This is a genomic window from Citrobacter sp. Marseille-Q6884 (assembly GCF_945906775.1).
Classification (GTDB): domain Bacteria; phylum Pseudomonadota; class Gammaproteobacteria; order Enterobacterales; family Enterobacteriaceae; genus Citrobacter.
This window is the reverse complement of sequence record NZ_CAMDRE010000002.1, coordinates 24,959-49,096: the sequence shown is the minus strand read 5'-3', so window position 1 is coordinate 49,096 and position 24,138 is coordinate 24,959. Positions and strand designations below refer to the sequence as shown.

The following is a 24,138-nucleotide window of genomic DNA, read 5'->3' as shown; positions in this document are numbered from 1 at the left end:
TACATGTTAAAACATGTACCCTTTTGTATTGGTGGTTTTCATGTCGGTTTGAATGAAACGACGCTCTCTTCTAAAGAGTCTGGCTGATCCTTTTCAGACGCTGCTTTTTATTATTTCAATTTTACTCCGCAACGATTTTACGCGCCTCTCGTCTGAACTGCGTGATTAACGATTCCGTGAGCGGTGTCTGCCGCGAATCGCGGCGCCGAATTAAAAAGTAAGCCGCTTTAGGCAACGATTCGGCAACGGGCAGCACCACCAGACGATGCGCCAGCAGCGGATCACAGCCCAGTTCCTGCGGAAGAATGCTCAAAAAGTCGCTCTGCGCCACCAGACTGATACAGGATGAAAACGTTTCACAAACAATGCTCACTCGCGGTATTTGCGAACGGTGGCTAAATGTATCCTCTAACTGCTTATAATAACTGCCCCGCGGCGTGGGCATGGTCCAGTTATAATGCAAAAGATCGTTGATGGACTGTGCGCCGATGGCCGGATGCCCTTCCCGGCAAAATATCGCAAACGACTTTTCAAACAGTTTTTCAAAGGTAAATTCATGATCGTAGGGGCCTGGACAGTAGGTATTAATGGTGAAATCCAGTTCTCCCTGACGCAATTCATTAATCATCGAGACCAGTTGCCCTTCCATTATCCGCACCTTTACCTGCGGATGTTGAGTATGAAAGCGCGTGATAACCGCGGGCATTAACGTGCGTGCCACACTGGCTCCCATACCGATATTAATCTGCCCGCCCAGTTCCCCCTGCCGCTGTCGAATGTCATCCTGAGCCGCGCGTAACTCTTCCAGAATTAAATTGGCTCGCTGATAAAACCCCTCACCGCACTCGGTTAACGCCACGCCTTTGCTGCGACGAACAAAAAGCTGCGCCGCCATCCCCTCTTCCAGCTCTTTGATCGATTTGGTCAGAGCTGGCTGAGAGAGGTTAAGCGTTCGGCTGGCACCACGAATGCTGCCCTGCCGCGCCACTTCCACAAACGCCCGAATTTGATGAAATTTAATCTGAAATGACATAGCCCGACCGATAACCGTTGTTTATCAGAGTAAAGAAACTGTCATCTACTTTAATGGAAATGAATGTGCGAGGGTAATTCCTGAACAGTTAAAACTGTGAAAAAACGGTTAGTGGTAAGTAAAAACTATCACAGCGTGAAGCCGTTCACATATTTTCGTGATGACAGGAAGAGATATGGATTTACTGGCGCAAAACATCCAGACGTTATCCCCGCAACTGAGCGCATGGCGTCGTGATTTTCACCACTTTGCGGAGTCCGGCTGGGTGGAATTTCGTACGGCGGCGAAAGTCGCGGAGATCGTAGATAACCTCGGGTATGAACTGGCAATGGGTCGCGACGTGGTGGATGCCGAAAGTCGTATGGGATTGCCCGACGACGCCACGCTGGCGCGCGAGTTTGCCCGCGCGCGCGAACAAGGCGCGCCAGAGAAATGGCTGGCTCCTTTTGAAGGTGGGTTTACGGGCATTGTTGCCACTCTGAATACCGGACGTCCGGGCCCGACGCTGGCGTTTCGCGTGGATATGGACGCGCTCGATTTGGGTGAAGCGCTCGACGACAGCCATCGCCCGTTCCGGCATGGTTTTGCCTCCTGTAATCCCGGAATGATGCACGCCTGCGGTCACGACGGCCATACCACCATTGGCCTCGGGCTGGCGCAGATCCTGAAACAGAACGAAGCGCAGCTAAACGGCACAATCAAACTTATCTTCCAGCCTGCCGAAGAAGGTACGCGCGGTGCCCGCGCCATGGTGGCCGCCGGTGCGCTGGATAATGTGGACTATTTCACCGCGATTCACATTGGTACCGGCGTGCCTGCCGGAACGGTTATCTGCGGCAGCGATAACTTTATGGCAACCACCAAATTCGACGTGCAGTTTACCGGCGTGGCGGCACACGCAGGCGGTAAACCGGAAGATGGCCGCAACGCCCTGCTCGCGGCGGCGCAGGCGGCTCTCGCCCTGCACAGCATCGCTCCGCACAGCGAAGGCGCTTCCCGCGTGAACGTCGGCGTGATGCAGGCAGGAAGTGGACGCAACGTGGTGCCTGCCAGCGCATTGCTGAAAGTCGAAACCCGCGGCGAAAGCGAAAGCATTAATCAGTACGTATTCGAACGCGCACAATCCGTCATTACCGGCGCAGCGGCGCTCTACGGCGTAACGACAGAGATTCGTCTGATGGGAGCCGCCACCTCCAGCGCGCCGACCCCGGCCTGGGTGGATTACCTTCGCGCGCAGGCAAGCCAGGTCTCCGGTGTCGTTCATGCCATTGATAAGGTGAAAGCCCCGGCCGGTTCCGAAGATGCCACGCTGATGATGGCGCACGTGCAGCAAAACGGCGGTAAGGCGTCGTATATGGTGTTTGGCACCGATTTGACCGCCGGACACCACAACGAAAAATTCGATTTTGACGAGAGCATTATGACCGTTGCGATCGAAACGCTGGCGCGCACTGCGCTCAACTTCCCGTGGACGCGAGGTGTGTAATGGAAAAGAACTACGCTTTTATTGCCGATGCGATCGACACACGATCCCAGACGTTTACCCATATTGCCGATGAGATCTGGGATCATCCAGAGACGCGTTTCGAAGAGTTCTGGTCGGCCGAGCGCCTGGCCAGCGCACTGGAAGCCGAAGGTTTTACCCTGACGCGGGAGGCGGGCGGGATCCCCAACGCCTTTATTGCCAGCTTTGGTCATGGAAAACCCGTTATTGCGCTGCTCGGTGAATACGATGCGCTGGCCGGATTAAGCCAGCAGGCGCATTGCGCCACCGCGCAATCGTCCACGCCGGGCGCCAACGGTCACGGCTGCGGGCATAACCTGCTCGGTACGGCGGCATTTGCGGGAGCCGTCGCCGTCAAAAGCTGGCTGGAACAGCACGGCGGCACCGGCACCGTACGCTTTTACGGTTGTCCGGGCGAAGAAGGCGGTTCCGGTAAAACCTTTATGGTACGTGAAGGGCTGTTTGATGATGTCGATGCGGCCGTCACCTGGCACCCGGAAGCCTTTGCCGGAATGTTTAACGTCAGCACGCTGGCCAATATTCAGGCGGCCTGGCGTTTTCATGGTGTTGCGGCTCATGCGGCAAACTCGCCACATCTGGGGCGCAGTGCGCTCGATGCGGTGACGCTGATGACCACCGGCACGAATTTCCTCAACGAACATATTATCGAGAAAGCACGCGTCCACTACGCCATCACCGACACCGGAGGCATTTCGCCGAACGTCGTACAGGCGCAGGCCGAAGTGTTGTACCTGATCCGCGCCCCGGAGATGGCAGATGCGCAGCAAATTTATGCACGCATCGAAAAAATCGCCCAGGGGGCGGCAATGATGACCGAAACCCGCGTCGAGTGCCGTTTTGATAAAGCCTGTTCCAGCTATCTGCCAAACCGGACGCTGGAAGCGGCGATGTACAGCGCATTACAGCATTACGGTACCCCGGCATGGACGGCGGAAGAACGCGAATTTGCCCGCGATATTCGCGCGACGCTCACGCCCAACGATCTGCAAAACAGCCTGAAGAATATTGCTGCCACCGGCGCAGAAGAAGGGAAACGCTTTGCCCGCCGCCATCAGGAGACGCTGCTGGTGGATGAGGTCGCCCCGTACGCCATTACCGATAACGTGCTGGCAGGCTCAACCGATGTCGGCGATGTCAGTTGGAAAATGCCCGTGGCACAGTGCTTTAGCCCCTGCTTTACCGTCGGCACGCCGCTGCATACCTGGCAACTGGTGGCGCAGGGACGCACCTCCATCGCCCATAAAGGCATGCTGCTGGCCGGAAAAGTGATGGGCGCAACAGCACTCCATCTGCTTCAGGATGCCGCGCTGTTGCAAAAATGCAGGGAAGAGTTCGAACAACAAATCACAGAAAAACCGTATGTGTGTCCGATCCCACAGGGCGTGACACCTTCACCATTAAAATAAATAAGAAAATAAAACAACAACATACACCCTAAATAATTCGAGTTGCAGGAAGGCGACAAGGAAGTGAATCCCGATGAGCTTACTCTGGTAAGTGATTCGGGTGAACGAGCGCAGCCAACGCATATGCAACTTGAAGTATGACGGGCATAACAACACAACAGTCCCGAGGAACGCCCATGAGTATGTCATCCATACCTTCGCATTCCCCATCCGGTAAGCTCTATGGCTGGGTTGAAAGAATTGGCAACAAAGTGCCCCACCCTTTCCTGCTTTTTATCTATTTGATTGTGATCTTAATGGTCGCCACCGCCGTGCTCTCCGCGTTCGATGTCAGCGTGCGCAGCCCGGCCGACGGCAGTATGGTGGCGGTGAAAAACCTGCTCAGCGTTGAGGGGCTGCACTGGTTTTTACCTAATGTGATCAAAAACTTCAGCGGCTTCGCTCCGCTGGGCGCCATCCTGGCGCTGGTACTCGGTGCCGGACTGGCTGAACGTGTGGGTCTGCTACCTGCGCTGATGGTGAAAATGGCCTCGCACGTCAGCGCGCGTTATGCCAGTTATATGGTGCTGTTTATCGCCTTCTTCAGCCATATCTCATCCGATGCCGCGCTGGTGATCATGCCGCCGATGGGGGCGTTGATTTTCCTCGCCGTCGGGCGTCATCCCGTGGCGGGGCTGCTGTCGGCAATTGCCGGTGTGGGCTGCGGATTTACCGCTAACCTGCTGATTGTTACCACCGACGTTCTGCTTTCTGGCATCAGCACCGAAGCGGCCAAAACCATCGATGCCGCAATGCACGTCAGCGTCATCGACAACTGGTACTTTATGGCCAGTTCGGTGGTTGTACTGACGGTTGTCGGCGGGCTTATCACCGACAAAATCATCGAACCACGTCTCGGGAAATGGGAAGGCCGCAGCGACGAAAAGCTTGAAACGCTGAGTAAAGAGCAGCGCTTTGGCCTGCGCGTTGCCGGGATCGTTTCGCTCGCATTTATCGCCGTGGTGGCGCTGATGGTGGTGCCGGAAAGCGGCGTGCTGCGCGATCCGGTGAAACACACCGTGCTCCCGTCGCCTTTTATTCAGGGTATTGTGCCGCTGATTATTCTCTTTTTCTTTGTTGTCTCACTGGCCTATGGCATCGCGACCGGCACGATACGCCGCCAGGGCGATCTCCCCCAGTTGATGATCGAGCCTATGAAAGAGATGGCGGGCTTTATCGTGATGGTGTTCCCGCTGGCGCAGTTCGTGGCCATGTTTAACTGGAGCAACATGGGTAAATTTATGGCCGTCGGACTGACCGATGCCCTGGAAGCGGCCGGATTAAGCGGCGTGCCGGCATTTGTGGGCCTGGCATTGCTATCATCGCTGCTGTGCATGTTTATCGCCAGCGGTTCAGCAATTTGGTCCATTCTGGCGCCCATCTTTGTCCCGATGTTCATGATGCTGGGATTTCACCCGGCGTTTGCGCAGATCCTGTTCCGTATCGCGGACTCTTCCGTGATCCCGCTGGCGCCAGTCTCGCCTTTCGTACCCCTGTTTTTAGGCTTCCTGCAGCGCTATAAACCGGAGGCGAAACTGGGGACCTACTATTCGCTGGTCTTGCCTTATCCGCTTATCTTTTTAGCCGTGTGGCTGGTGATGCTGGTGGTATGGTACCTCGTCGGTCTGCCGATTGGACCGGGGATTTACCCAAGTCTGAACTAAAGGATTACCCGGTGCGGGTGGCGTCGAAAAGCCGACGCGCCAGCACCCTGGCATGTTCCGGTCCGGTAATGTTAGCGAATCCCAGCAGGACCCCGCCCGGGTTTGACGCGCTGACCCGCCAGCGGCTAAGCGCCTGAACCGCCAGACCGTGAGACTGCGCGGCAGCGGCAAAATCCCTGTCGCTACGGGCGGTTGGCAGCATCGCGAGGAGGTGCGTCCCTCCCGCATGCTTCACGATGCTGAGCTCTGTGCCGAATGTCTGCGCCAGCGCATCCATCAACCAGCGTTGCCGTTGGGCATAAAGTACGCGCATTTTGCGCAGATGACGGGCGAAATGGCCTTCCTCCATAAAGGCGGCCACGGTCGCCTGCGGGAGGATGGAACCCGGCCCTGACAGGTGACGCGCCGAATCGCGAAAGCGTTCGATGTGCGACTCGGGAACAACCAGATACCCCAACCGCAGCCCCGGAAACAGCACCTTACTGAAAGTACTGGCGTAGAGCACACGATCGTCCTGGTCGAGGCTCTTTAGCGCGGGTAACGGACGCCCGTGATAGCGAAACTCGCTGTCGTAGTCGTCTTCGATAATCCACGCCTGCTGTCGCGTTGCCCACTTCAGCAGTTCCAGCCGCCTGGGTAAGGATAACGCCACGCCCGTCGGGCACTGATGAGTCGGCGTGACCAGCGCAAAACGCGCTCCGTCGGCCTGTTGCTGCGCGGTTCGAAGGCATAACCCTTCGTCATCCACGGGGACAGGAACAAGGTTCATCCCTGCCCGTAGCAAAAAGTCCCGCGCATAGACATAACCGGGGTCCTCATGCCAGCCCACATCCCTGCTTTGCAACAGCGTGCGGCACACCAGTTCCAGCGCGCCCCGGTAGCCTGCCGTAATAAAAACCTGGTCGTGAGAGCATACGATGCCTCGTGAAATGCCCAGATACGCGGCGATGGCGTGGCGCAGCGGTTCATACCCGGCGGGATCGGGATAGCGCATCGCAGCGGTATCAAGAACTCGCAGGCTACGTCCCGCCAGACGCGCCCAGGTCTTACGCGGAAAGGCATCAAGCGCAGGCAGGCCAAACTGGAAAGGTTCTGTCTCGTCGGGAGTCGCCTGCTGGCGTGCGCTCTGCGGAGTATAAGCTCTGGCGTGATGGGCTTGTCCTGAGGTCCCCGCACCGTCCAGGCGCGGTGAAACAATTGTCCCGGCAGGGCCACGTGCCAGAAAATACCCTTCGCCGATCAACATCTGGTAAGCCTGTTCAACGGTTCCCCGCGCGATGCTGAGTTCACTGGCGAGGCTGCGGATTGACGGTACACGGTCTCCCGGCTGCAGTTTTCCCGCCGCAATAGCATCGCGAAAGCGTCGGTATAACTGCAGATAGATCGGCGCGTCCGACGTCCGGGTGAGCCGCAAAGGGTGCAGATTGACGCGCGATGTCCTGGTCATTTTTACTCTTCTTGTACCTGTGTTATGGGTCGTTATGTTCCTAGAATCTTTCACACAGGGCAAGAAACCTGATGGCTTAAGGTGTCGTCATCAGGCGGCGGGAACGCGGGACGTTCGTGGAATATCCCTCCCGATAACAGCAAAAAACCATCCCGAACCGCAACAGAGCGAGGAACAGCATGACCCGGAACTGCAATCCATTTGGACAACCCGTCGGGGAAACCATGACGGACTGGACGCCCCGTCCGACTCCCGGCGATGTGACGCTTGAGGGAACCTTCTGTCGCCTGGAGCCGCTGGATGTGAAACGCCATGCTGACGATCTGTTCGCGGCCTACGCCTGCGCCCCGGATGGTCGCGACTGGACCTATATGTCCGCAGGCCCGTTTGAGGACGCAGCCGCATACCGGCACTACGCCGAGCGCATTGCGCACAGTACCGATCCCAAACATTATGCTGTTATCGACACCGTATCAGGTAAAGCAGTCGGTACGCTGTCCCTGATGCGTATTGATCCCGGCAACGGCGTTATCGAGGTGGGACACGTCGCGTTCTCGCCGTTACTCCGACAGACACCAGCCTCGACCGAAGCACAGTTCTTGCTCATGCGGTATGTTTTCAATACGCTGCGCTACCGCCGTTATGAGTGGAAATGTGACAGTCTGAACGCCCCCTCGCGAAACGCAGCGGAGCGGCTTGGCTTTCGTTTCGAGGGAATTTTTCGCCAGGCGGTGGTGTATAAAGACAGAACCCGGGATACGGCCTGGTTCTCGATCATCGATAAAGAGTGGCCGCTGATTGAGCGAGCGTTTCAGACATGGCTATCGGCAGATAATTTCACGTCGCAGCAGCAACAAAAGCAGCGCCTGACGGCTATCAGAAGCGCCATTGCGCAATAATGCGGTCATTCGCACGGTGTGGGTACACTGACCGCCCTGGCAGTCAGTGCTGAGAAAAGCGGCTTATACCGTCAGGTAAACAGCCGCTTAATGGCGCACTCCACGCGCAGAAAGCCCTCCTGGTCTGGCATTATCTCACCGCCTAATCGCGGTGATTGTTTTACTCAAACGCCACTGGCTCCGCCGGGTGGCTGTCGCCTGGGATGTGGGGGGATTTGACAAACACCCCCTTCCACAGCGCCGAACTGCGGTTCACTAAAAAGTGCGCTTCCCCTGGCTCGCACTGCAGCACATCGCCGGGCTGCAGAACATGCAACTCCCCTTCGAGATAGAAATTCACCTCCCCTTGCAGGGTGTAAAAAATTTCACAGGCCTGTTGGTGGCGGTGGTTGGGAAACGACTGGCCGGGCTGCAGGATAACGACGCCCATGTCGCAAATCGGACCGCGGACAAGGTATTTTGGACCGTTGTCACCAAATCGATATTCATGCTGCGATTCATTTGTCTTAATCATGGCAGTTTCCTTTTATAAGCCCGGCGCTTTCCACAGAGAGGTGGTCAGTCCGTTATCAACCAGACCGAGTTGCTTCTGATACACCGCCTGCCATTTCTGGCGCGATGCCATGTAAAGTTCATGATTCTGCATGTCTGGCGTATGCTCACGCTCCCAGCGCACCAGCTTTTCCCCTGTCTCCGCCATGGAGGACCAGATGCCCGCGCCGGTGCCTGCCGCAATCGCGCATCCCAGCGCGGTCGCCTCTTTGACGACCGGTACTTTTACCGTCAGACCGGAGGCATCCGCCAGAATCTGACTCCAGAGTTTGCCTTTTGCGCCGCCCCCGGCAAACACCAGCGAGGTTGGCTGGACGCCGGAGAACTCGGTGATTTGTTGCAGGTTGCACGCCGACACAATGGCCGCGTTCTCCTGCAAGGCGCGAAACAGCGTGGCTTTATTACATTTTTCAGGGTCGATGGATAAGTTGATAAAAGAGGGCGCGGCGTGGTACCAGCTTTTAAAGCGCATCACATCAGAAAAGATCGGCATCACCCCGTACGATCCGGCGGGCACCCGACTGGCCATCTCTTCGAGCAGGGTATAGGCGTCAATTCCCAGCCGTTCGGCGATCAGCTTCTCTTCTGCGCAAAAAGCATCGCGGAACCAGCGCATCGTCAGCCCGGTAAAGAAACTGATCGATTCACTTTGCACCATACCGGGGATCACATGCGGATTGATCCGCACATTCATATTGGGATCGATAACCGGTTCCGGGAGATTGACCACCTGCTGCCAGAACGTCCCGCCCAGCACCGCCGTTTGCGCTGGTCGCACCACGCCCAGTCCCAGACAGCCAAGCTGCACATCGCCGCCGCCCATCACCACCGGCGTACCGGCCTGCAATCCACATTGCGCGGCAGCCGCAGCGGTCACCCGCCCCAGCATCGTACCGGTCTCTTTGACCGGGGAGAGAATGTCGGCCCGTAATCCGGCCATTTGTAACAGTGAGGGTTTCCAGTTGCGGGTCGAGAGGTCAATCAACCCGGTGGTGCCTGCGTTGGAGGGATCAACCGCCAGTTCACCGCTGAGCATATACGCCATCCAGTCACTGATCATCGTGACGGTTGACGCCTGATGATAAATATCCGACCGATGGTGAGCCAACCAGAGTAAACGCGGGATCGCACTCAGTGCCAGGGTCTGCCCGGAACAGCGATAAACTTCATCTTCAAAAGTATGCTGATGCAGTTCCTTCAGTTCGCTGACCTCTCTGGCCGCCCGGGCATCTACGTTGGCGCAGGCCCAGATGGGCGTCCCGTTGCTGTCATAAACCACAATGCCTTCGCGCATGGAGCAGGCAGCCACCGAGCAGATCGCCGAGGCGGAGATATTTGCCGACTTTAGCGCCTGCTGAATACACTGGCAGGCCAGCTGCCAGTTACGTTGCAGATCAAACTCCATCGATCCCGGCACATCAGGCACTTCCTGATGTCGCCATTCCTCCTGGCCGACGGCTATCTGATTACCACTTAAATCGAAGATAACCGCTCGGATGCTACCGGTACCAGCATCCAGCGCCATCAGGTAAGGACCGTTTTCAGATGGGGTACAAAGTCGGGACATAGTCTCTTCCTCGGCTAATTATTCCAGTTTAATCGTTCACTCTTTCTCCGGTATTGCTTGCGGTATTCACTGTCTTTGTATGCCTACGGGCGGTATGCGTTACCGCCATAACACCTTTATTCAATCAGCTTTAGCATAGCTGCTGCGGTGTCCTGGTCTGTCACTAACGCATTGATATAACCCCCACGCATTGCCGCTACAATCGCCGCCGCTTTCTGTGGGCTGCCAGCCACCCCCACCACCAGCGGGATGGTCGATAACGCCGGCAAAGGCAACCCAATCAATTCGTCATGAATATTCATTTCCGGGATCAGCGCGCCATCCGCATCAAAGAAGTAGCCCAGAATGTCTCCCGTTGCACCGTGACGCCCAATCATCAATTGTTCACCCGCGGTGATATAACCGGAACGCATAATCGTTGCATCGTGGCGCTGGCTGATGGCGCCAATCCCGACAACCGCGACGTCTGCCGCCTGCGCGGCGAGGATGACATCCTGCACACTCTTTTCATTTTTTAAGGTGCTGGCAATGGCGGCAGAAGAGGCACGCAACGGTGCCGGAATGATGCTGACGCTACAGGCGGCATCCAGTTGGCCAATGCCGGTCATGTAAGGTCCGACGCCGCCTGAAAGGGTCACCAGACGGATTTGATTTGCCGAAATAAACCCACTGAGTCGCTTAAGTGTGCTCATGGTGGCTTCACCGAAGCCTATCGCCAGCAACTGTTGCGGCTGCAAATTTTCCATCAGCATTTGCGCAGCGCCGATGCCCAGTCGTGGATAAGCATTCTCCACGGGCAGTCCTGGCAAAACCCGGACGTGTTTCAGCGCGAAGTGCGTTTTCAACGCATGCTCATACTCAAGACAACCTTCAAAACGCGAATTTATCTGTACACGAATAATGCCCGACTGATGTCCCTTTTCCAGCAGACGCGAGACTTTAAGCCGGGTCAGCCCCAGTCGTTCACTGATGTCGGTTTGCGTCATGCCGTCGTGGTAATAAAACCAGGCAATACGAGCGACCAGCTCCTCTTCGCTCATTTCGTTTTCAGATACAAACGCATCATGTGTTGTCATAATTTTTGCTTCACTTTTGAACATTTCTTAACCCTGAATGCAATTGTTCAATCAAAATCCCTTAATAGCTGTGATCTCAGCCACAAATCGCAATCTAAAATGAACAATTGATAAATTTGATCTCATTTTTTCTAAAATCGTGATCTATCCGTTGGTTTTATGACCAATCAGGTCTTATGTTTTGAACAAATAGAATATGCAATTACATTTGTTCAATCCGGATCTGTCTAAAGGCGAACGGAGGCAAAATGCAAACCGGTAATCATACATCAATTCCCTTGCTCAGGGCCTGCAACATCCATAAGCAGTTTTCGGGTGTTCAGGTGCTTAAAGGCATCGACTTTACCCTGCATGCGGGGGAGGTTCATGCGCTGCTCGGCGGGAATGGGGCGGGAAAATCGACCCTGATGAAAATCATTGCGGGGATCACCCCTGCAGACAGCGGCACTATCGATATTGAAGGTAAGCACTGCGCAAGCCTGACACCGGTGAAGGCACACCAGCTGGGCATTTATCTGGTTCCTCAGGAACCCCTGCTGTTTCCCAGCCTGACGGTGAAAGAAAACATTTTGTTCGGCCTCGACAAACAACACGCCTCACTGGAAAAAATGCGAGGACTGCTGAACGCGCTGGGCTGCCAGTTTGATCTCCATATGACCGCCGGTTCGCTGGATGTGGCGGACCGTCAACTGGTGGAGATCATGCGTGGACTGATGCGTGACTCGCGGATCCTGATTCTGGATGAACCGACCGCTTCGCTGACGCCGGCCGAAACCGACCGCCTGTTTACCCGCTTGCGGGATCTGCTGGATAAAGGCGTGGGGATCGTATTTATCTCGCATAAGCTCCCTGAGATCAGGCAGATCGCCGACTGCATCAGCATCATGCGCGATGGCAAAATAGCCCTTTCCGGTAAGACCCGCGACCTCACAACGGACGACATTATTCAGGCCATTACCCCCGCCTCGCGCGGGGTTGGCATGTCTGCCAGCCAGAAACTGTGGCTGGAGCTGCCGGGTCAACGGCCGCAGCGCCAAAAAGGTGAAACCGTACTGCAACTGGAGAATGTGACCGGCGAAGGCTTTATGCATATCAGCTTTGATGTTCGCGCCGGTGAGATTCTGGGGCTGGCGGGATTAGTCGGCGCGGGCAGAACCGAACTGGCGGAAACCTTATATGGCCTTCGCCCCCTGCGCGGCGGGCGGTTGACGCTGAACGGCGACGATATCTCAACGCTCTCCAGCGAGCAGCGATTGCTGCGCGGGCTGGTCTATCTGCCGGAAGACCGCCAGTCGTCGGGGCTGCATCTGGATGCCTCACTCGCCTGGAATGTCTCTGCCTTAATTCATAACCACAACGGATTCTGGGCCCGGCCCGAACGGGATAATGCGGTGCTTGAACGCTATCGCCGCGCGCTGAATATCAAACTCAATACGCCAGACCAGCCTGCCCGTACGCTCTCTGGCGGTAATCAGCAAAAAATATTGATCGCCAAATGCCTGGAGGCCTCGCCTCAGGTACTGATTATTGATGAGCCCACAAGAGGGGTGGATGTTTCCGCCCGCAGCGACATCTATCAACTGATTCGCAGCATTGCGGAGCAAGACGTCGCGGTGCTGTTTATCTCTTCCGACCTCGAAGAGATAGAACTTATGGCGGACAGAGTGTATGTCATGCATCAGGGCGAAACGGGCGAAAATGCCCTGACCGGTGATGACATCAACGTGGATACCATCATGCATGTCGCCTTCGGTGAGCACCACCAACCGGATGCGGCACTACCGCTGTCAGACCGGGAGGCCTCATGCTGAAGTTTATTCAGAACAACCGGGAAATCACCGCGCTGCTGGCGGTTGTTTTACTGTTTATCCTGCCCGGTCTCATTGATAGTCGCTACCTCAGCGTGCAAACCATCACGATGGTATTCAGCAGTGCGCAAATATTGATGCTGCTGGCGATGGGCGCAACGCTGGTGATGCTCACCCGCAATATCGACGTTTCGGTCGGCTCCACCACGGGGATGTGCGCAGTGTTACTGGGACTGCTGCTCAACCAGGGTTATTCGCTGAGCGTGGCCTGCGCGCTGACGCTGATGCTGGGATTAATGGCCGGTCTTTTTAATGGCGTCCTCGTGGCATGGCTGAAAATTCCGGCCATTGTCGCCACGCTGGGCACGCTGGGGTTGTATCGCGGCATTATGCTGCTGTGGACCGGCGGTAAATGGATTGAAGGCCTGCCGGCGGAACTGAAACAGCTCTCCGCGCCGTGGTTTTTGGGGATTTCCATTATCGGCTGGCTGACGCTGGTGCTGGTGCTGGCGATGGCCTGGCTGCTGGCCAAAACCCCGTTCGGCCGTAACTTTTACGCTACCGGCGACAACCTGCAGGGCGCCCGGCAACTCGGCGTCCGTACTGAAACTATCCGTATTCTCGCTTTTTCGCTCAATGGCTGTATGGCCGCGCTGGCGGGCATCGTTTTCGCGTCGCAAATCGGCTTTATCCCTAATCAGACCGGCACCGGGCTGGAAATGAAAGCTATCGCCGCCTGCGTGCTGGGCGGCATCAGTTTGCTGGGCGGTTCCGGGACGGTGATCGGCGCCGTACTGGGCGCGTACTTCCTGACGCAAATAGACAGCGTACTGGTGCTGCTGCGCATTCCGGCCTGGTGGAATGACTTCATCGCCGGTCTGGTTCTGCTGGGGGTGCTGGTGTTCGACGGTCGTCTGCGCCGGGCGCTGGAGAAAAATATTCGCCAACAGAAATATGCGCGTTTTACCCCGGAAGCAAAATCGGTACCGCCGGCGTCTGCGGCGTCATCCTCAACGTCCTGGACGGGTAAAAACAAGGAGGTCGTATGAACATTCGTTTACACCGCCACGGCTGGGAAATCGCTCTGTTCGCTCTGCTTATTGCAGAAATCCTCGCGTTCGGCGTACTCAACCCGCGTCTGCTGGATATGAATGTCCTGCTGTTTAGCACCAGTGATTTTATCTGTATCGGCATTGTGGCCTTACCTCTGACCATGGTCATTGTCAGTGGCGGTATGGATATCTCATTTGGTTCCACCATCGGTCTGTGTTCCATCGCCCTCGGCGTATTGTTTCAGGCGGGTGTACCGCTGTCGTTAGCCATTCCCGCGACGCTGTTGCTCGGCGCACTGTGCGGGCTGATTAACGCAGGTCTGATTATTTATACCGGTATCAACCCGCTGGTGATTACCCTGGGCACGATGTATCTGTTTAGCGGCAGTGCATTGTTAATGTCCGGTATGGCCGGTGCGACCGGCTACGAAGGCATTGGCGGTTTCCCGCAGGGCTTTACCGAGTTTGCCAACCTCGATGTGGCGGGCGTCCCGGTACCACTCCTCTTTTTCATTCTCTGTGTGCTGTTCTTCTGGCTGCTGATGCACAAGACCCATATCGGTCGCAATATTTTCCTGATTGGACAAAGCAACCGGGTCGCGTTGTACAGCGCCATCCCGGTGAATAAAACCTTGTGCGCCATCTATGCCATGACCGGTATTTCCGCCGCCATCGCCGCGGTACTGCTGGTCTCCTACTTTGGCTCTGCGCGCTCTGATCTCGGCGCATCGTTTCTGATGCCAGCCATTACTGCCGTGGTCTTAGGCGGCGCCAATATTTATGGCGGTTCCGGCTCCATCCTCGGTACGGCGATTGCCGTCCTGCTGGTGGGATATCTGCAGCAAGGCTTGCAGATGGCGGGCGTACCGAACCAGATTTCCAGCGCACTGTCCGGCGCGCTGTTGATAGTAGTTGTTGTTGGCCGTTCAGTCAGCCTGCACCGTGAACAAATACGCGACTGGATTGCCCGTCGCCGTGCTACCCGCCAGGCCTGATAACGAATCTCACTCAAGGAGAAACACATGACTATGCAAGGTATGAAAAAAATGGCCTTACTCAGCGCTCTCGGTCTGGCCACGTTTGCTATGAATGCCAATGCCGCAGAACGGATCGCCTTTATTCCTAAACTGGTCGGGGTGGGTTTTTTCACCAGCGGCGGCAACGGCGCGCTGGAAGCCGGAAAAGAACTGGGCGTGGATGTCACCTACGACGGTCCAACAGAGCCGAGCGTTTCCGGGCAGGTTCAGCTGATTAATAACTTTGTCAACCAGGGCTATAACGCCATTGTGGTTTCCGCGGTCTCTCCTGAAGGGCTGTGTCCGGCGCTCAAACGCGCGATGCAGCGCGGCGTCAAAGTGCTGACCTGGGACTCTGACACCAAACCCGAATGCCGTTCCTATTACATCAACCAGGGAACGCCAGCCCAGCTAGGGGGATTACTGGTGGATATGGCGTCCAGCCAGGTGAGCAAAGAGAAAGCCAAAGTGGCCTTCTTCTACTCCAGCCCCACCGTGACGGATCAGAACCAGTGGGTCAAAGAAGCGAAGGCGAAAATCGCCAGCGAGCATCCGGGCTGGGAAGTGGTGACCACGCAGTTTGGTTATAACGATGCCACGAAATCTCTGCAAACCGCCGAAGGTATCCTCAAGGCGTATAGCGATCTGGACATCATTATTGCTCCCGACGCCAATGCGCTCCCTGCCGCCGCCCAGGCTGCTGAAAACCTGAAAAATAAAAATGTCGCCATCGTGGGTTTCAGTACGCCGAATGTGATGCGCCCCTATGTGAAACGCGACACGGTGAAAGCGTTCGGTCTGTGGGACGTGGTTCAGCAAGGCAAGATCTCCATCCATGTTGCTGACGCCTTGCTGAAAAACAAAGCGCTGGACGTTGGCGCCAAACTGGATATTCCGGGTATTGGCCAGGTAGACGTCTCCCCCAACAGCGTTCAGGGCTACGACTATGAAGCGAAAGGTAACGGCATTGTTCTGCTGCCTCAGCGTGTGGTGTTTACCAAAGACAATATCGACCAGTACGACTTCTGATATCCACGATGAAATACGGAGAAAATCATGGCTGATTTAGATGACATTAAAGACGGTAAAAATTTCTATACGGATAAACCTCAGCAGAACACCCCGTTCACCCTGAAAGGCTGCGGGGCGCTGGATTGGGGCATGCAGTCCCGTTTATCCCGGATTTTTAATCCCAAAACCGGGAAGACCGTCATGCTGGCCTTCGATCATGGCTATTTTCAGGGGCCGACCACCGGGCTTGAACGTATCGACGTCACAATTGCGCCCCTGTTTGAATACACCGATGTGCTGATGTGTACCCGCGGTATTTTACGCAGCGTCGTGCCGCCCGCGACCAATAAACCGGTGGTGCTGCGCGCCTCTGGCGCCAACTCCATTCTGACCGAACTCAGCAATGAAGCGGTTGCCGTTTGTACCGAAGATGCCGTGCGCCTCAACAGCTGTGCAATGGCTGCGCAGGTGTATATCGGTACCGAGCATGAGCACCAGTCGATTAAAAATATCATCCAGTTGGTGGATGCAGGGATGAAAGTCGGGATGCCGACCATGGCGGTGACCGGGGTGGGCAAAGATATGGCTCGCGATCAGCGTTACTTCTCGCTGGCCACCCGTATTGCCGCCGAAATGGGCGCGCAGATCATTAAAACCTACTACGTGGACACCGGGTTTGAGCGCATCGCCTCCGGCTGCCCGGTACCTATCGTGATTGCTGGCGGCAAAAAATTGCCGGAACGTGAGGCGCTGGAAATGTGCTGGCAGGCGATTGATCAGGGTGCTGCCGGGGTAGACATGGGACGCAATATTTTCCAGTCAGAACATCCTGTCGCCATGCTGAAGGCCGTACATGCCGTCGTTCATCACAATGAAACCGCGGCGCGCGCCTATGAACTGTACCTGAACGAAATCAACGCGAAATAACGCAGCCAGCCGGATAAAACTCAGCCGCCATGCTGTTTTATCCGGCGCTGAACGACTGATGATGGAGAGATCTTATGCACGTCACGCTGGTAGAAATAAACGTTCATGAAGATAAGGTGGAACAGTTTATTGAGGTTTTTCGGCAAAACCATCTGGGGTCTGTCGCGGAGCCGGGGAATTTACGCTTTGACGTATTACAAGACCCCGACATCCCGACGCGCTTTTTTATCTACGAAGCCTACACCGATGAACAGGCCGTGGCATTTCACAAAACCACGCCGCACTATAAAACCTGTGTGGAACAACTGGAACCGCTGATGACGATGCCGCGTAAAAAAACGGTATTCAACGGGCTGATGCCGTAAGGGGTTACGGATGAACAGGATTTTTGCCGGTTTAAGCCGCGAAGAGTGCGTCCTGCGGATGAAGCAACATCCGCTGAGCGTCGGCATTCTGGCGGCGTCCTGGATAAAACTGGGTCAATATCTGAGCGAGCTTGAGTCCCTCGAATTACCCCTGCTGCATCTGGATCTCATGGATGGTCGCTTTTGCCCGCAGTTTACCGTCGGTCCCTGGGCCGTTTCCCAGCTTCCCTCACACATGATTAAAGATGTGCATTTAATGGTGGAAGAGCCCTGGCCGGTCGTCGTGGAGTGTGTGAAAGCCGGTGCGCATTGCGTGACGGTGCAAGTTGAAGGCAATCGCCATTTGCACCACATTCTGCACTGGCTGGGTCAGCAGCAGGCGGCGGTACAGGGCGGCGTTATGCCGGTATTACGCGGCATTAGCCTGTGCCCGGCCACACCGCTGGAGGTGATTTTGCCGGTGCTGAATGAAGTAGAGATGATTCAGGTGCTGGCGGTTAATCCGGGTTATGGCAGTAAAGTCGCTGAGACCGATCTGCTCAATCGTCTGGAGCAACTGGCGCAATTGCTGGCGTCCAGGGGGAAAACGCAAGACGTGATCGTGGCGGTGGATGGTTCCCTGACGCTGGATCAACTGACCGGGTTGAAAGCCAGTGGCGTAGAACGGGTCGTTTCCGGGAGCGCGTTATTCAAGGGGGATCGCTTCTACGACACTACACAACACTGGTTATCGGTATTGCGCACCGCGCCGCAATGAATCGGTGGCAGATAAGAGGGATAATCTGGCTCCGGCAAAAACAGCCTGTTCAACACGCTGTTTTAGCCTGAGCCCTTATCGACGGCGACGCTTCCACCGCCCGTCACTTAGCGCGTTTCATCAAACTGCAGTAGCCGTCCGGTATTCAACAGCACCAACAATGTGCTCAGGTTATGCAGAATAGCCGCGACCAGCGCACCTGCTGCACCCAGCCATCCCAACGCCGCGGCGGCCACAATCAGGATCGTCCACCCCAGACCAATAAACACATTGACCTGTAAGGTATGGCGGCATTTGCGGCTTAAACGCACCGCCGTCGGTAAGCGGCGCAAATCCCCGCCGGTTAAGACCACGTCAGCCGAAGCGAGTACGATATCCGCGCCATTGCTCCCCATCGCAATGCCCACCGCGCCGGCTTTTAATGCCAGCGCATCGTTAATACCATCTCCCACCACCAGCGGTCGCCAGCCTTCGTTCACCGCCTGTTGCACCTGCTGCAATTTTTCTGCAGGCAGCGCCTCGACCGCCAGTTCATCGATCCCCGCATCCTGCGCGACCCGTTGCGCGGCGGATAACCGATCGCCGGTCAGTAGCTGCTGTCGGGCAATCCCCAACGCTCTGAGCGCCGCCATCGCCTCAGAGGCTTCGGGTCGGATAGTATCGTCCAGCAGCAACCACCCGAGGAAACGCTGGTTCAACGCCAGCCCGACCACGGGGCCATCGTGTTCCGGCAGCGGTAAAAGCGTTATCTGATACTGCTTAAAGAGCGCCGCCCGCCCCAGCAGAGCCAGCCCTGCATCGGTGCGAGCCATCACGCCCAGCCCCTGCACTTCGCGGATTTCCTGTAAGACAGGAAGTTCGGCAGACGGTGCACATTCAGCGAGGGCGCGACTCACCGGATGGTGGCTGGTTGCCCCCAGTGCTGCCGCCAACGGCAACAGTGATTCACGCGCAACACCGTCCTGCGGGACGATATCGGTTAGCCGCAAACGCCCCTGCGTCAGCGTACCGGTCTTATCAATAATCAGCGCATCCACATCGGCCAGTTCTTCCAGAAATGCGGCATTGCGAATCAGGATCCCGTGTCGCGCGGCAACCGCAATCCCCGCCATTGCGGTCGCGGGCGCCGAGAGCACCAGCGCACAAGGACACGCCGCCACCAGAACCGCCAACATCGCCTGGCTGTTGTAGGTTAAAAACCAGGTGGTCGCGGCAATCAGTAACACCAGGATCAGATAGTGCCCGGCGTAGCGTTCCAGCATGCGGGTTATCGGCGGTTTGGCATGCTCGGCGTTCTTCATCAGCGCAATCACTTTCCCAAGCGTTGAGGATTCCCCCGTGTGGGTCACCTCAACCCGCAATACGCCATTCAGATTGGTCGCACCGCCATAAATCGCCATCCCCGGTTCGGCTTCCAGCGGGACGGACTCTCCGGTGATGGAGGCCACATCCAGACTGGCCTGCCCGGAAATTACCCGACCATCTGCCGGGATATTATCGCCCGCGCGGACTTCAACGACATCGCCCGCTTGCAGATGCTCGCTGTCAGTACTCTCCAGCGAACCATCGGCCCGCACGCGCCATGCTTTGCTGCGGGTCAGTTTACTCAGCCCGGCAATCGCCTGTCGCGTTCCCATCACGCTTCGTTCTTCGAGGATATGCCCGAAAATCATAATGATCGGCAAAAGAGCAGCCGTCATTAAATCGCCCAACGCCCAGGCGCCGAGCATCGCCAGCACAATCAGCAGGTCGGTCACGCCGTGCAGATCAGGATGCAGCAGGCTGTGCCATCCCGCACGAAGCACCGGGACCGCCACCAGCAGCCAGGCGACACCCGCTAAAATATCGCTGATCGCCGGTTGTTCCGGCGCAATCGCGCGCCACGCCAGGCTTAACAGGAGTAATCCAATCGTTGTCATGACCAGCGTCAGCTGACGCGACATTCGCCGTTGTTCGTCAGGCGTTAATAACTGGCTGCTGAAATGATCAGTATGCCCGTGGCTACATTGATGGCTCATGGTTTACGCTCGCTCGCGGAGGATGACGTCACCGCTGTCGGTTCACTTTGCAGGATCAGCTGGCTGTCCTGACCTGAAGCAATGGTCGTGACCTGCCCCGCTTTCGCCATCAACGCGGTAATTTTTTCACTCCAGATCCTCTGCAACATACCGCCATCCATCCCCTCTTTTCGCGCCTGCGCCAGCGCAAAGATCGCCTGGGTATCGACATGCGCTTTGGCGACCTTTTCTTCGCCGCTGGCCTGCGCCTGTTGCAGAGTGCGATCCGCCTGCTGTTGCGCTTTTTGCATCCGCAGACTGGCATCATTACGGGCACTGGCGATAGCCTGTTCCGCCTGCTGGCTGGCCGTTAACACCGCATCGAACGCCGCGACCGCATTCACCGGCAGTGAGGATGCAATATCAACGCGTTCAATCGTGATGCCCGGATCGTTGCCGCTGTCGGCCAGTTGCGCCAGGCTGTGCGCCATCGCCTGTTTGAAGTCGCTGCGCAGACGAATACGCTCTTCCGCTGCGCGGGCATCATTTTGCCGCGCCTCGGGGCGGGCAACCAGAATCGTGTCCAGATCGCGACCGACGCAAACTACCGCCGCCGCGCGCTGGGTTAAGCGGTCGAGCAAGGGGTCAATATGCGGGCGCTGCAAGGCGTAGCGAATCGGGTCGCTGACTCGATAAAATACGCGCACGTTAAGCTGCACCACACCGGCATCGCCGGTCAGCAGATAGCCCGCACCGGCCCCGGCATCACTGTCCAGTTCCCAGCTATTCACCGATTCAAGTTGCACACTACGCTGGAGCGCCCGGACATCCCGTTCAATCACGCGTTCAGCGCCGGGCACTTGCTCAACCCGGTCTATTGGCTGCGGCCAGGCAAACAACAGCCCGGCATTTTCGACACGCGTCGGATTGCCAAAATGAAAGACGACCGCACGACTGTCTGGCGCAATCTCATGGATACTGGAAAACAGCCATGCGCCTGCCGCCAGGATCGCCGCGCCATACAGCGTGAAAAAGGCAATACGGTAGGATTGTCCCCACGGCGTACGGGCAGAGGTCGTTGTTCTCATGGCCGTTTCAGCTCTGTTGTTTCATCCGGGGACTGCACCAGCGCCTTAAAGGGGGCAGCATCGGTACTTAATACCAAACGGGTACGGGTGTTGATCACTGAATTTAAGGTATCCAGTGAACGCAGCAGGTTATAGAGCTGAGGATCGCTGGCCCAGGCCTTGCCATAGATACTGGCGGCATCACGCTGCGCCTGGGCGGTAATGGTCGCCGCCTGAACGGAGGCATCGGCTTCCAGAATGCGCGCATCTCTGTCCGCTTTTGAGTGGATCTCCGCCGCCTGACGCTTCCCTTCTGCCGTCCGTTCTGTCGCAATGGTTTCACGCTCAGCGCGCATCCGATCAACGGTGGCATTCAGCGTCACGGCAGGCAGCGTTAAGCGTTCAATCCCCACCTGTATCAGCTCAATACCGTAGCTGTTCAGCAACTGGGTTTTCAGTTGTTCCTGCAGCAGTTGTTCCAGTTGGCTGATTTTGATCTTACGGCTGTCGGTGTTCACGATATCCGCCAGCGCATAATTACTGGTCGTGGTTTCCAGCGCCGAGCCCACAAATGTCCGAATCTGACGCGCAGCCTCGTCGGGCTGGTTTTGCACCGCGCGAATAAAGCGCAGCACATGATCGTTATCCGGTTTGACTTTCCAGATGACCCAGGCCTGAACCAACACACGTAAACCATCGCGCGTGCCCACATCCTGCAACCCGCTGGAAGTTGAGCGCACGCGGAGATCAACATTGACCGGCGTTTCGAACGGCGCGGGAATACGCCATGCCAGACCGGGCGTTAGCAGCACGCGAACCGGGCTACCAAACCGTGTCACGACGGTGGCGCTTCCTGCCCGTACCTCCAGCAAACTGGCCGTTAACAGCGCGAGGGCGATGAACAGGACAGCGATAACAATACGTAGCGCCCGCTTTCGCCAAAAGGGAGCCGTCGGCCTCGCTGACGGTGGTCGATGCAGGGCATTTTTGGGCGCCGTCACCGGGTGAGTAATCGCATGGATCTTCATTTTGCGCAGGCCTTTTGTGAGTCGGGACAACCAAACAGCAGCGGATACTGGCGAAGATCGAGTACCGACGCATTGTTCCCCTGAAGGTGGCTATCAATAATTAAGAGCGGCGTTTGTGCCAGCGTTTGGGTGAGTACGGCATACCGTCGTTCGGTAATAAAAGCGTCACCGGCCTCACGCCAGGCGTCATGTTCAGCGGCGAACTGAACGGCCGCAGCGTTAGCCCGAGCCAGATTTTCATGGGAAAATGCCTGGGCATCATTTAAGCGGGTTAACGCGTTACGCTGAGCATCGCTGATCACACTGGCGGCATACCCTTTCTCGCGGGCAATGAGCGCGGTTGCGGCGATTTGCGCAGCCTGCACGCCGTGATAAGCACTTGCAGCCCCTACCGGAGGGTGGATGGCCTCAACCCGGGTGAACAGCAATTCCACACCGCTGTGTAGCGCATCCAGCCGCTGCTGGATTTGGCGATTCAATGTGAGCGCCAGCGTGACACGCTGCTCGTTAAGAAGCTCATCAAGTTGTTTCGAAGCAAATTCGCTGACCAGAACCTGGCGCGCGATACTGCGGATCACCGTCGGCAGGCCATCGGTCTGATACTGGCTATTGAGCGCGTCCTGATCGCGCAGCCCCACGCGCCAGATCAGGCGAATATCCATATTCACGATCTGAAAACTCTGGCTGTTTGACGCACTACTGGCGATTACCTGCGACTGATCGGTCGCATGATTGTTATCCCACAACCGCCAACTGCTCTGCGGCGCTGGCCCTTCTGCCGTATCAGGCTGCGTATCGCGGCGGGTTTTCTCGGTCACATCGCTGAGTTGTAATTCATGCACCGTCCCATTTTCGACCGCGATAACACGACCAAATGGCCACATCAATCCCACATGAAGCCCTGGCTGCCATACCGCAACCGGTCTGCCAAAGCGTTCGTAGATACCGCGCTGCTGGAGCGGGATCTGTGTCAGCCCGCTGAACACCCAGCCCAGCAGGAGCATCGCTCCCGTCACCGGTAAAAAGCGTCGGGCCATCAGGCGAAACGCCTGAATCTGGCGAAGATCAATGCCAAACTGGCGTTGGATTCGTTCCAGTAAAAAAGCCAGCGGACGCGGAGGCCAGCGATACTGCGCCGCCAGTAAACTGCGCGTCACAAAACGCGGTGCGCCCTCATCGGACGGTAAGCTCAACGCGGCAAGTGCGCGCAGCAAATACTCCAGCGCAATCAATAAAATCAGGAAGCTGGCAACATTGATGAGCCTTATTGCCAGTAGAGGAAAGGAAGCGGAAATCAGCAGAGCAATCGCGGCGATCAGCAATACGCTTAGCCCCACCCTTGCCAGCCCGACATATTCCGCCTGATAGCGCCACGAACGGGGACGCTGAAAACTGAGCATCCGCTCGATGACCAGCAGCGCAAAGCTGGCAACAATTAACACGCTGAAGACCGCCATGCGGTAGAACTCGGGCGGCAGTGCCGGACGCGTGTTGATGAGGTTTCCGAACGCAAATCCCAGCGCCAGCAAGGCCGTCATCAACGTAACGGCCAGATTTTGCTGGACGTGTTGTATCCATGCGGTGAGTCGTGGGGGAAAACGCAGACGTTTCGTTGGGGGCGTATCCGGCGTGTCACTCGCCGCCAGCGTCGCAGTAGGTAACATGCGCTGGGCGTTATCGATAAACCCTAAGGCAACAAATGCCGTTGCCAGCAACAGACCGTAAAAGGGTAACCAGAAGCCCGGTTCATTCAGCAGAACCAGAAAAAGGTAGCACGCGCCACATACGGCGATGCATCCATAGAGAACAACCTGCGTGATAGACAGACGCAACGCAAAACGACCTGACAGCGGCTCGCGTTCAGATTCGGGGGATTTCACCGTAACAGCTCCCGTAAACCGG

Annotated in this window: 20 protein-coding genes; 11 read left to right on the top strand and 9 right to left on the bottom strand. The window is 56.6% G+C overall.

All coding sequences use genetic code 11. The annotated features are described in order from the left end of the window. Nucleotides 1-121: 121 nt before the first annotated feature. Nucleotides 122-1,033, bottom strand: a complete 912-nt coding sequence (locus tag N7268_RS15315; protein WP_260863594.1) for a LysR family transcriptional regulator — start codon at nt 1,031-1,033, stop codon at nt 122-124. 175 nt (nt 1,034-1,208) lie between these two features. On the opposite strand from N7268_RS15315, the gene N7268_RS15310 reads away from it, so the two are divergent. From N7268_RS15310 to abgT, 3 genes are all read left to right on the top strand, one after another. Further along, nucleotides 1,209-2,519, top strand: a complete 1,311-nt coding sequence (locus N7268_RS15310) for a M20 family metallo-hydrolase (protein WP_260863593.1) — start codon at nt 1,209-1,211, stop codon at nt 2,517-2,519. Next, nucleotides 2,519-3,964, top strand: a complete 1,446-nt coding sequence (locus tag N7268_RS15305) for a M20 family metallopeptidase (protein WP_260863592.1) — start codon at nt 2,519-2,521, stop codon at nt 3,962-3,964. Before N7268_RS15310 ends, N7268_RS15305 begins: the two co-directional genes overlap by 1 nt. Before the next feature lie 176 nt (nt 3,965-4,140). After that, on the top strand, nt 4,141-5,667 hold the full coding sequence (abgT, locus tag N7268_RS15300) for a p-aminobenzoyl-glutamate transporter (RefSeq protein ID WP_260863591.1): 1,527 nt from the start codon (nt 4,141-4,143) through the stop codon (nt 5,665-5,667). Between the two features lie 4 nt (nt 5,668-5,671). Here abgT and N7268_RS15295 read toward each other — a convergent pair whose 3' ends face one another. Next, entirely contained in the window at nt 5,672-7,114 is a 1,443-nt protein-coding gene (locus N7268_RS15295) for a PLP-dependent aminotransferase family protein (RefSeq protein ID WP_260863590.1), read from the bottom strand. A 179-nt stretch (nt 7,115-7,293) separates the two neighbouring features. On the opposite strand from N7268_RS15295, the gene N7268_RS15290 reads away from it, so the two are divergent. Further along, nucleotides 7,294-8,013 carry a GNAT family N-acetyltransferase gene (locus tag N7268_RS15290; protein WP_260863589.1) on the top strand — a complete coding sequence of 240 codons (720 nt, stop codon included), beginning with the start codon at nt 7,294-7,296 and terminating at the stop codon, nt 8,011-8,013. A 160-nt stretch (nt 8,014-8,173) separates the two neighbouring features. On the opposite strand, the gene N7268_RS15285 is transcribed toward N7268_RS15290, so the two are convergent. From N7268_RS15285 to lsrR, 3 genes are all read right to left on the bottom strand, one after another. Continuing rightward, nucleotides 8,174-8,527, bottom strand: coding sequence for a cupin domain-containing protein (locus tag N7268_RS15285; RefSeq protein WP_260863588.1), 354 nt, complete (start codon nt 8,525-8,527; stop codon nt 8,174-8,176). Between the two features lie 12 nt (nt 8,528-8,539). Next, the gene (gene lsrK / locus N7268_RS15280) at nt 8,540-10,132 is read right to left on the bottom strand and encodes an autoinducer-2 kinase (protein WP_260863587.1); all 1,593 of its coding nucleotides are present in this window, start codon (nt 10,130-10,132) and stop codon (nt 8,540-8,542) included. A 116-nt stretch (nt 10,133-10,248) separates the two neighbouring features. Beyond that, nucleotides 10,249-11,208 (bottom strand): transcriptional regulator LsrR, encoded by a 960-nt coding sequence (gene lsrR, locus N7268_RS15275; RefSeq protein WP_198906254.1) that lies wholly within the window; start codon nt 11,206-11,208, stop codon nt 10,249-10,251. 248 nt (nt 11,209-11,456) lie between these two features. Between lsrR and lsrA the strand changes: the two genes are divergently transcribed. The 7 genes from lsrA (at nt 11,457) to N7268_RS15240 (ending at nt 18,144) form a co-directional block, all read left to right on the top strand. Further along, nucleotides 11,457-13,019 (top strand): autoinducer 2 ABC transporter ATP-binding protein LsrA, encoded by a 1,563-nt coding sequence (gene lsrA, locus N7268_RS15270; protein WP_260863586.1) that lies wholly within the window; start codon nt 11,457-11,459, stop codon nt 13,017-13,019. Next, nucleotides 13,013-14,065 carry an autoinducer 2 ABC transporter permease LsrC gene (lsrC, locus tag N7268_RS15265; protein WP_260863585.1) on the top strand — a complete coding sequence of 351 codons (1,053 nt, stop codon included), beginning with the start codon at nt 13,013-13,015 and terminating at the stop codon, nt 14,063-14,065. Before lsrA ends, lsrC begins: the two co-directional genes overlap by 7 nt. Next, on the top strand, nt 14,062-15,063 hold the full coding sequence (lsrD, locus tag N7268_RS15260; protein ID WP_409929197.1) for an autoinducer 2 ABC transporter permease LsrD: 1,002 nt from the start codon (nt 14,062-14,064) through the stop codon (nt 15,061-15,063). Before lsrC ends, lsrD begins: the two co-directional genes overlap by 4 nt. A 27-nt stretch (nt 15,064-15,090) precedes the next feature. Continuing rightward, nucleotides 15,091-16,113: an autoinducer 2 ABC transporter substrate-binding protein LsrB gene (lsrB, locus tag N7268_RS15255; RefSeq protein WP_260863584.1), complete on the top strand. Its 1,023-nt coding sequence runs from the start codon at nt 15,091-15,093 to the stop codon at nt 16,111-16,113. A 27-nt stretch (nt 16,114-16,140) separates the two neighbouring features. Beyond that, nucleotides 16,141-17,022 (top strand): 3-hydroxy-5-phosphonooxypentane-2,4-dione thiolase, encoded by an 882-nt coding sequence (gene lsrF, locus N7268_RS15250; RefSeq protein ID WP_198906248.1) that lies wholly within the window; start codon nt 16,141-16,143, stop codon nt 17,020-17,022. Between the two features lie 74 nt (nt 17,023-17,096). Beyond that, entirely contained in the window at nt 17,097-17,387 is a 291-nt protein-coding gene (gene lsrG, locus N7268_RS15245) for a (4S)-4-hydroxy-5-phosphonooxypentane-2,3-dione isomerase (RefSeq protein WP_198906247.1), read from the top strand. 10 nt (nt 17,388-17,397) lie between these two features. Beyond that, entirely contained in the window at nt 17,398-18,144 is a 747-nt protein-coding gene (locus N7268_RS15240; protein WP_260863583.1) for an epimerase, read from the top strand. Nucleotides 18,145-18,251: 107 nt separating this feature from the next. Here N7268_RS15240 and N7268_RS15235 read toward each other — a convergent pair whose 3' ends face one another. Genes N7268_RS15235 through hflK (N7268_RS15220) form a run of 4 tightly spaced genes read right to left on the bottom strand, consistent with a single transcriptional unit; the run spans nt 18,252 to nt 24,116 of the window. Further along, nucleotides 18,252-20,162 carry a heavy metal translocating P-type ATPase gene (locus N7268_RS15235; protein WP_260863582.1) on the bottom strand — a complete coding sequence of 637 codons (1,911 nt, stop codon included), beginning with the start codon at nt 20,160-20,162 and terminating at the stop codon, nt 18,252-18,254. Beyond that, nucleotides 20,159-21,229 (bottom strand): protease modulator HflK, encoded by a 1,071-nt coding sequence (gene hflK, locus N7268_RS15230; protein ID WP_260863581.1) that lies wholly within the window; start codon nt 21,227-21,229, stop codon nt 20,159-20,161. Before hflK (N7268_RS15230) ends, N7268_RS15235 begins: the two co-directional genes overlap by 4 nt. Next, on the bottom strand, nt 21,226-22,236 hold the full coding sequence (gene hflC / locus N7268_RS15225) for a protease modulator HflC (RefSeq protein ID WP_260863580.1): 1,011 nt from the start codon (nt 22,234-22,236) through the stop codon (nt 21,226-21,228). Before hflC ends, hflK (N7268_RS15230) begins: the two co-directional genes overlap by 4 nt. Beyond that, the gene (gene hflK / locus N7268_RS15220) at nt 22,233-24,116 is read right to left on the bottom strand and encodes a protease modulator HflK (protein ID WP_260863579.1); all 1,884 of its coding nucleotides are present in this window, start codon (nt 24,114-24,116) and stop codon (nt 22,233-22,235) included. The genes hflC and hflK (N7268_RS15220) overlap by 4 nt, the downstream gene beginning before the upstream one ends. Between the last annotated feature and the right edge of the window lie 22 nt (nt 24,117-24,138).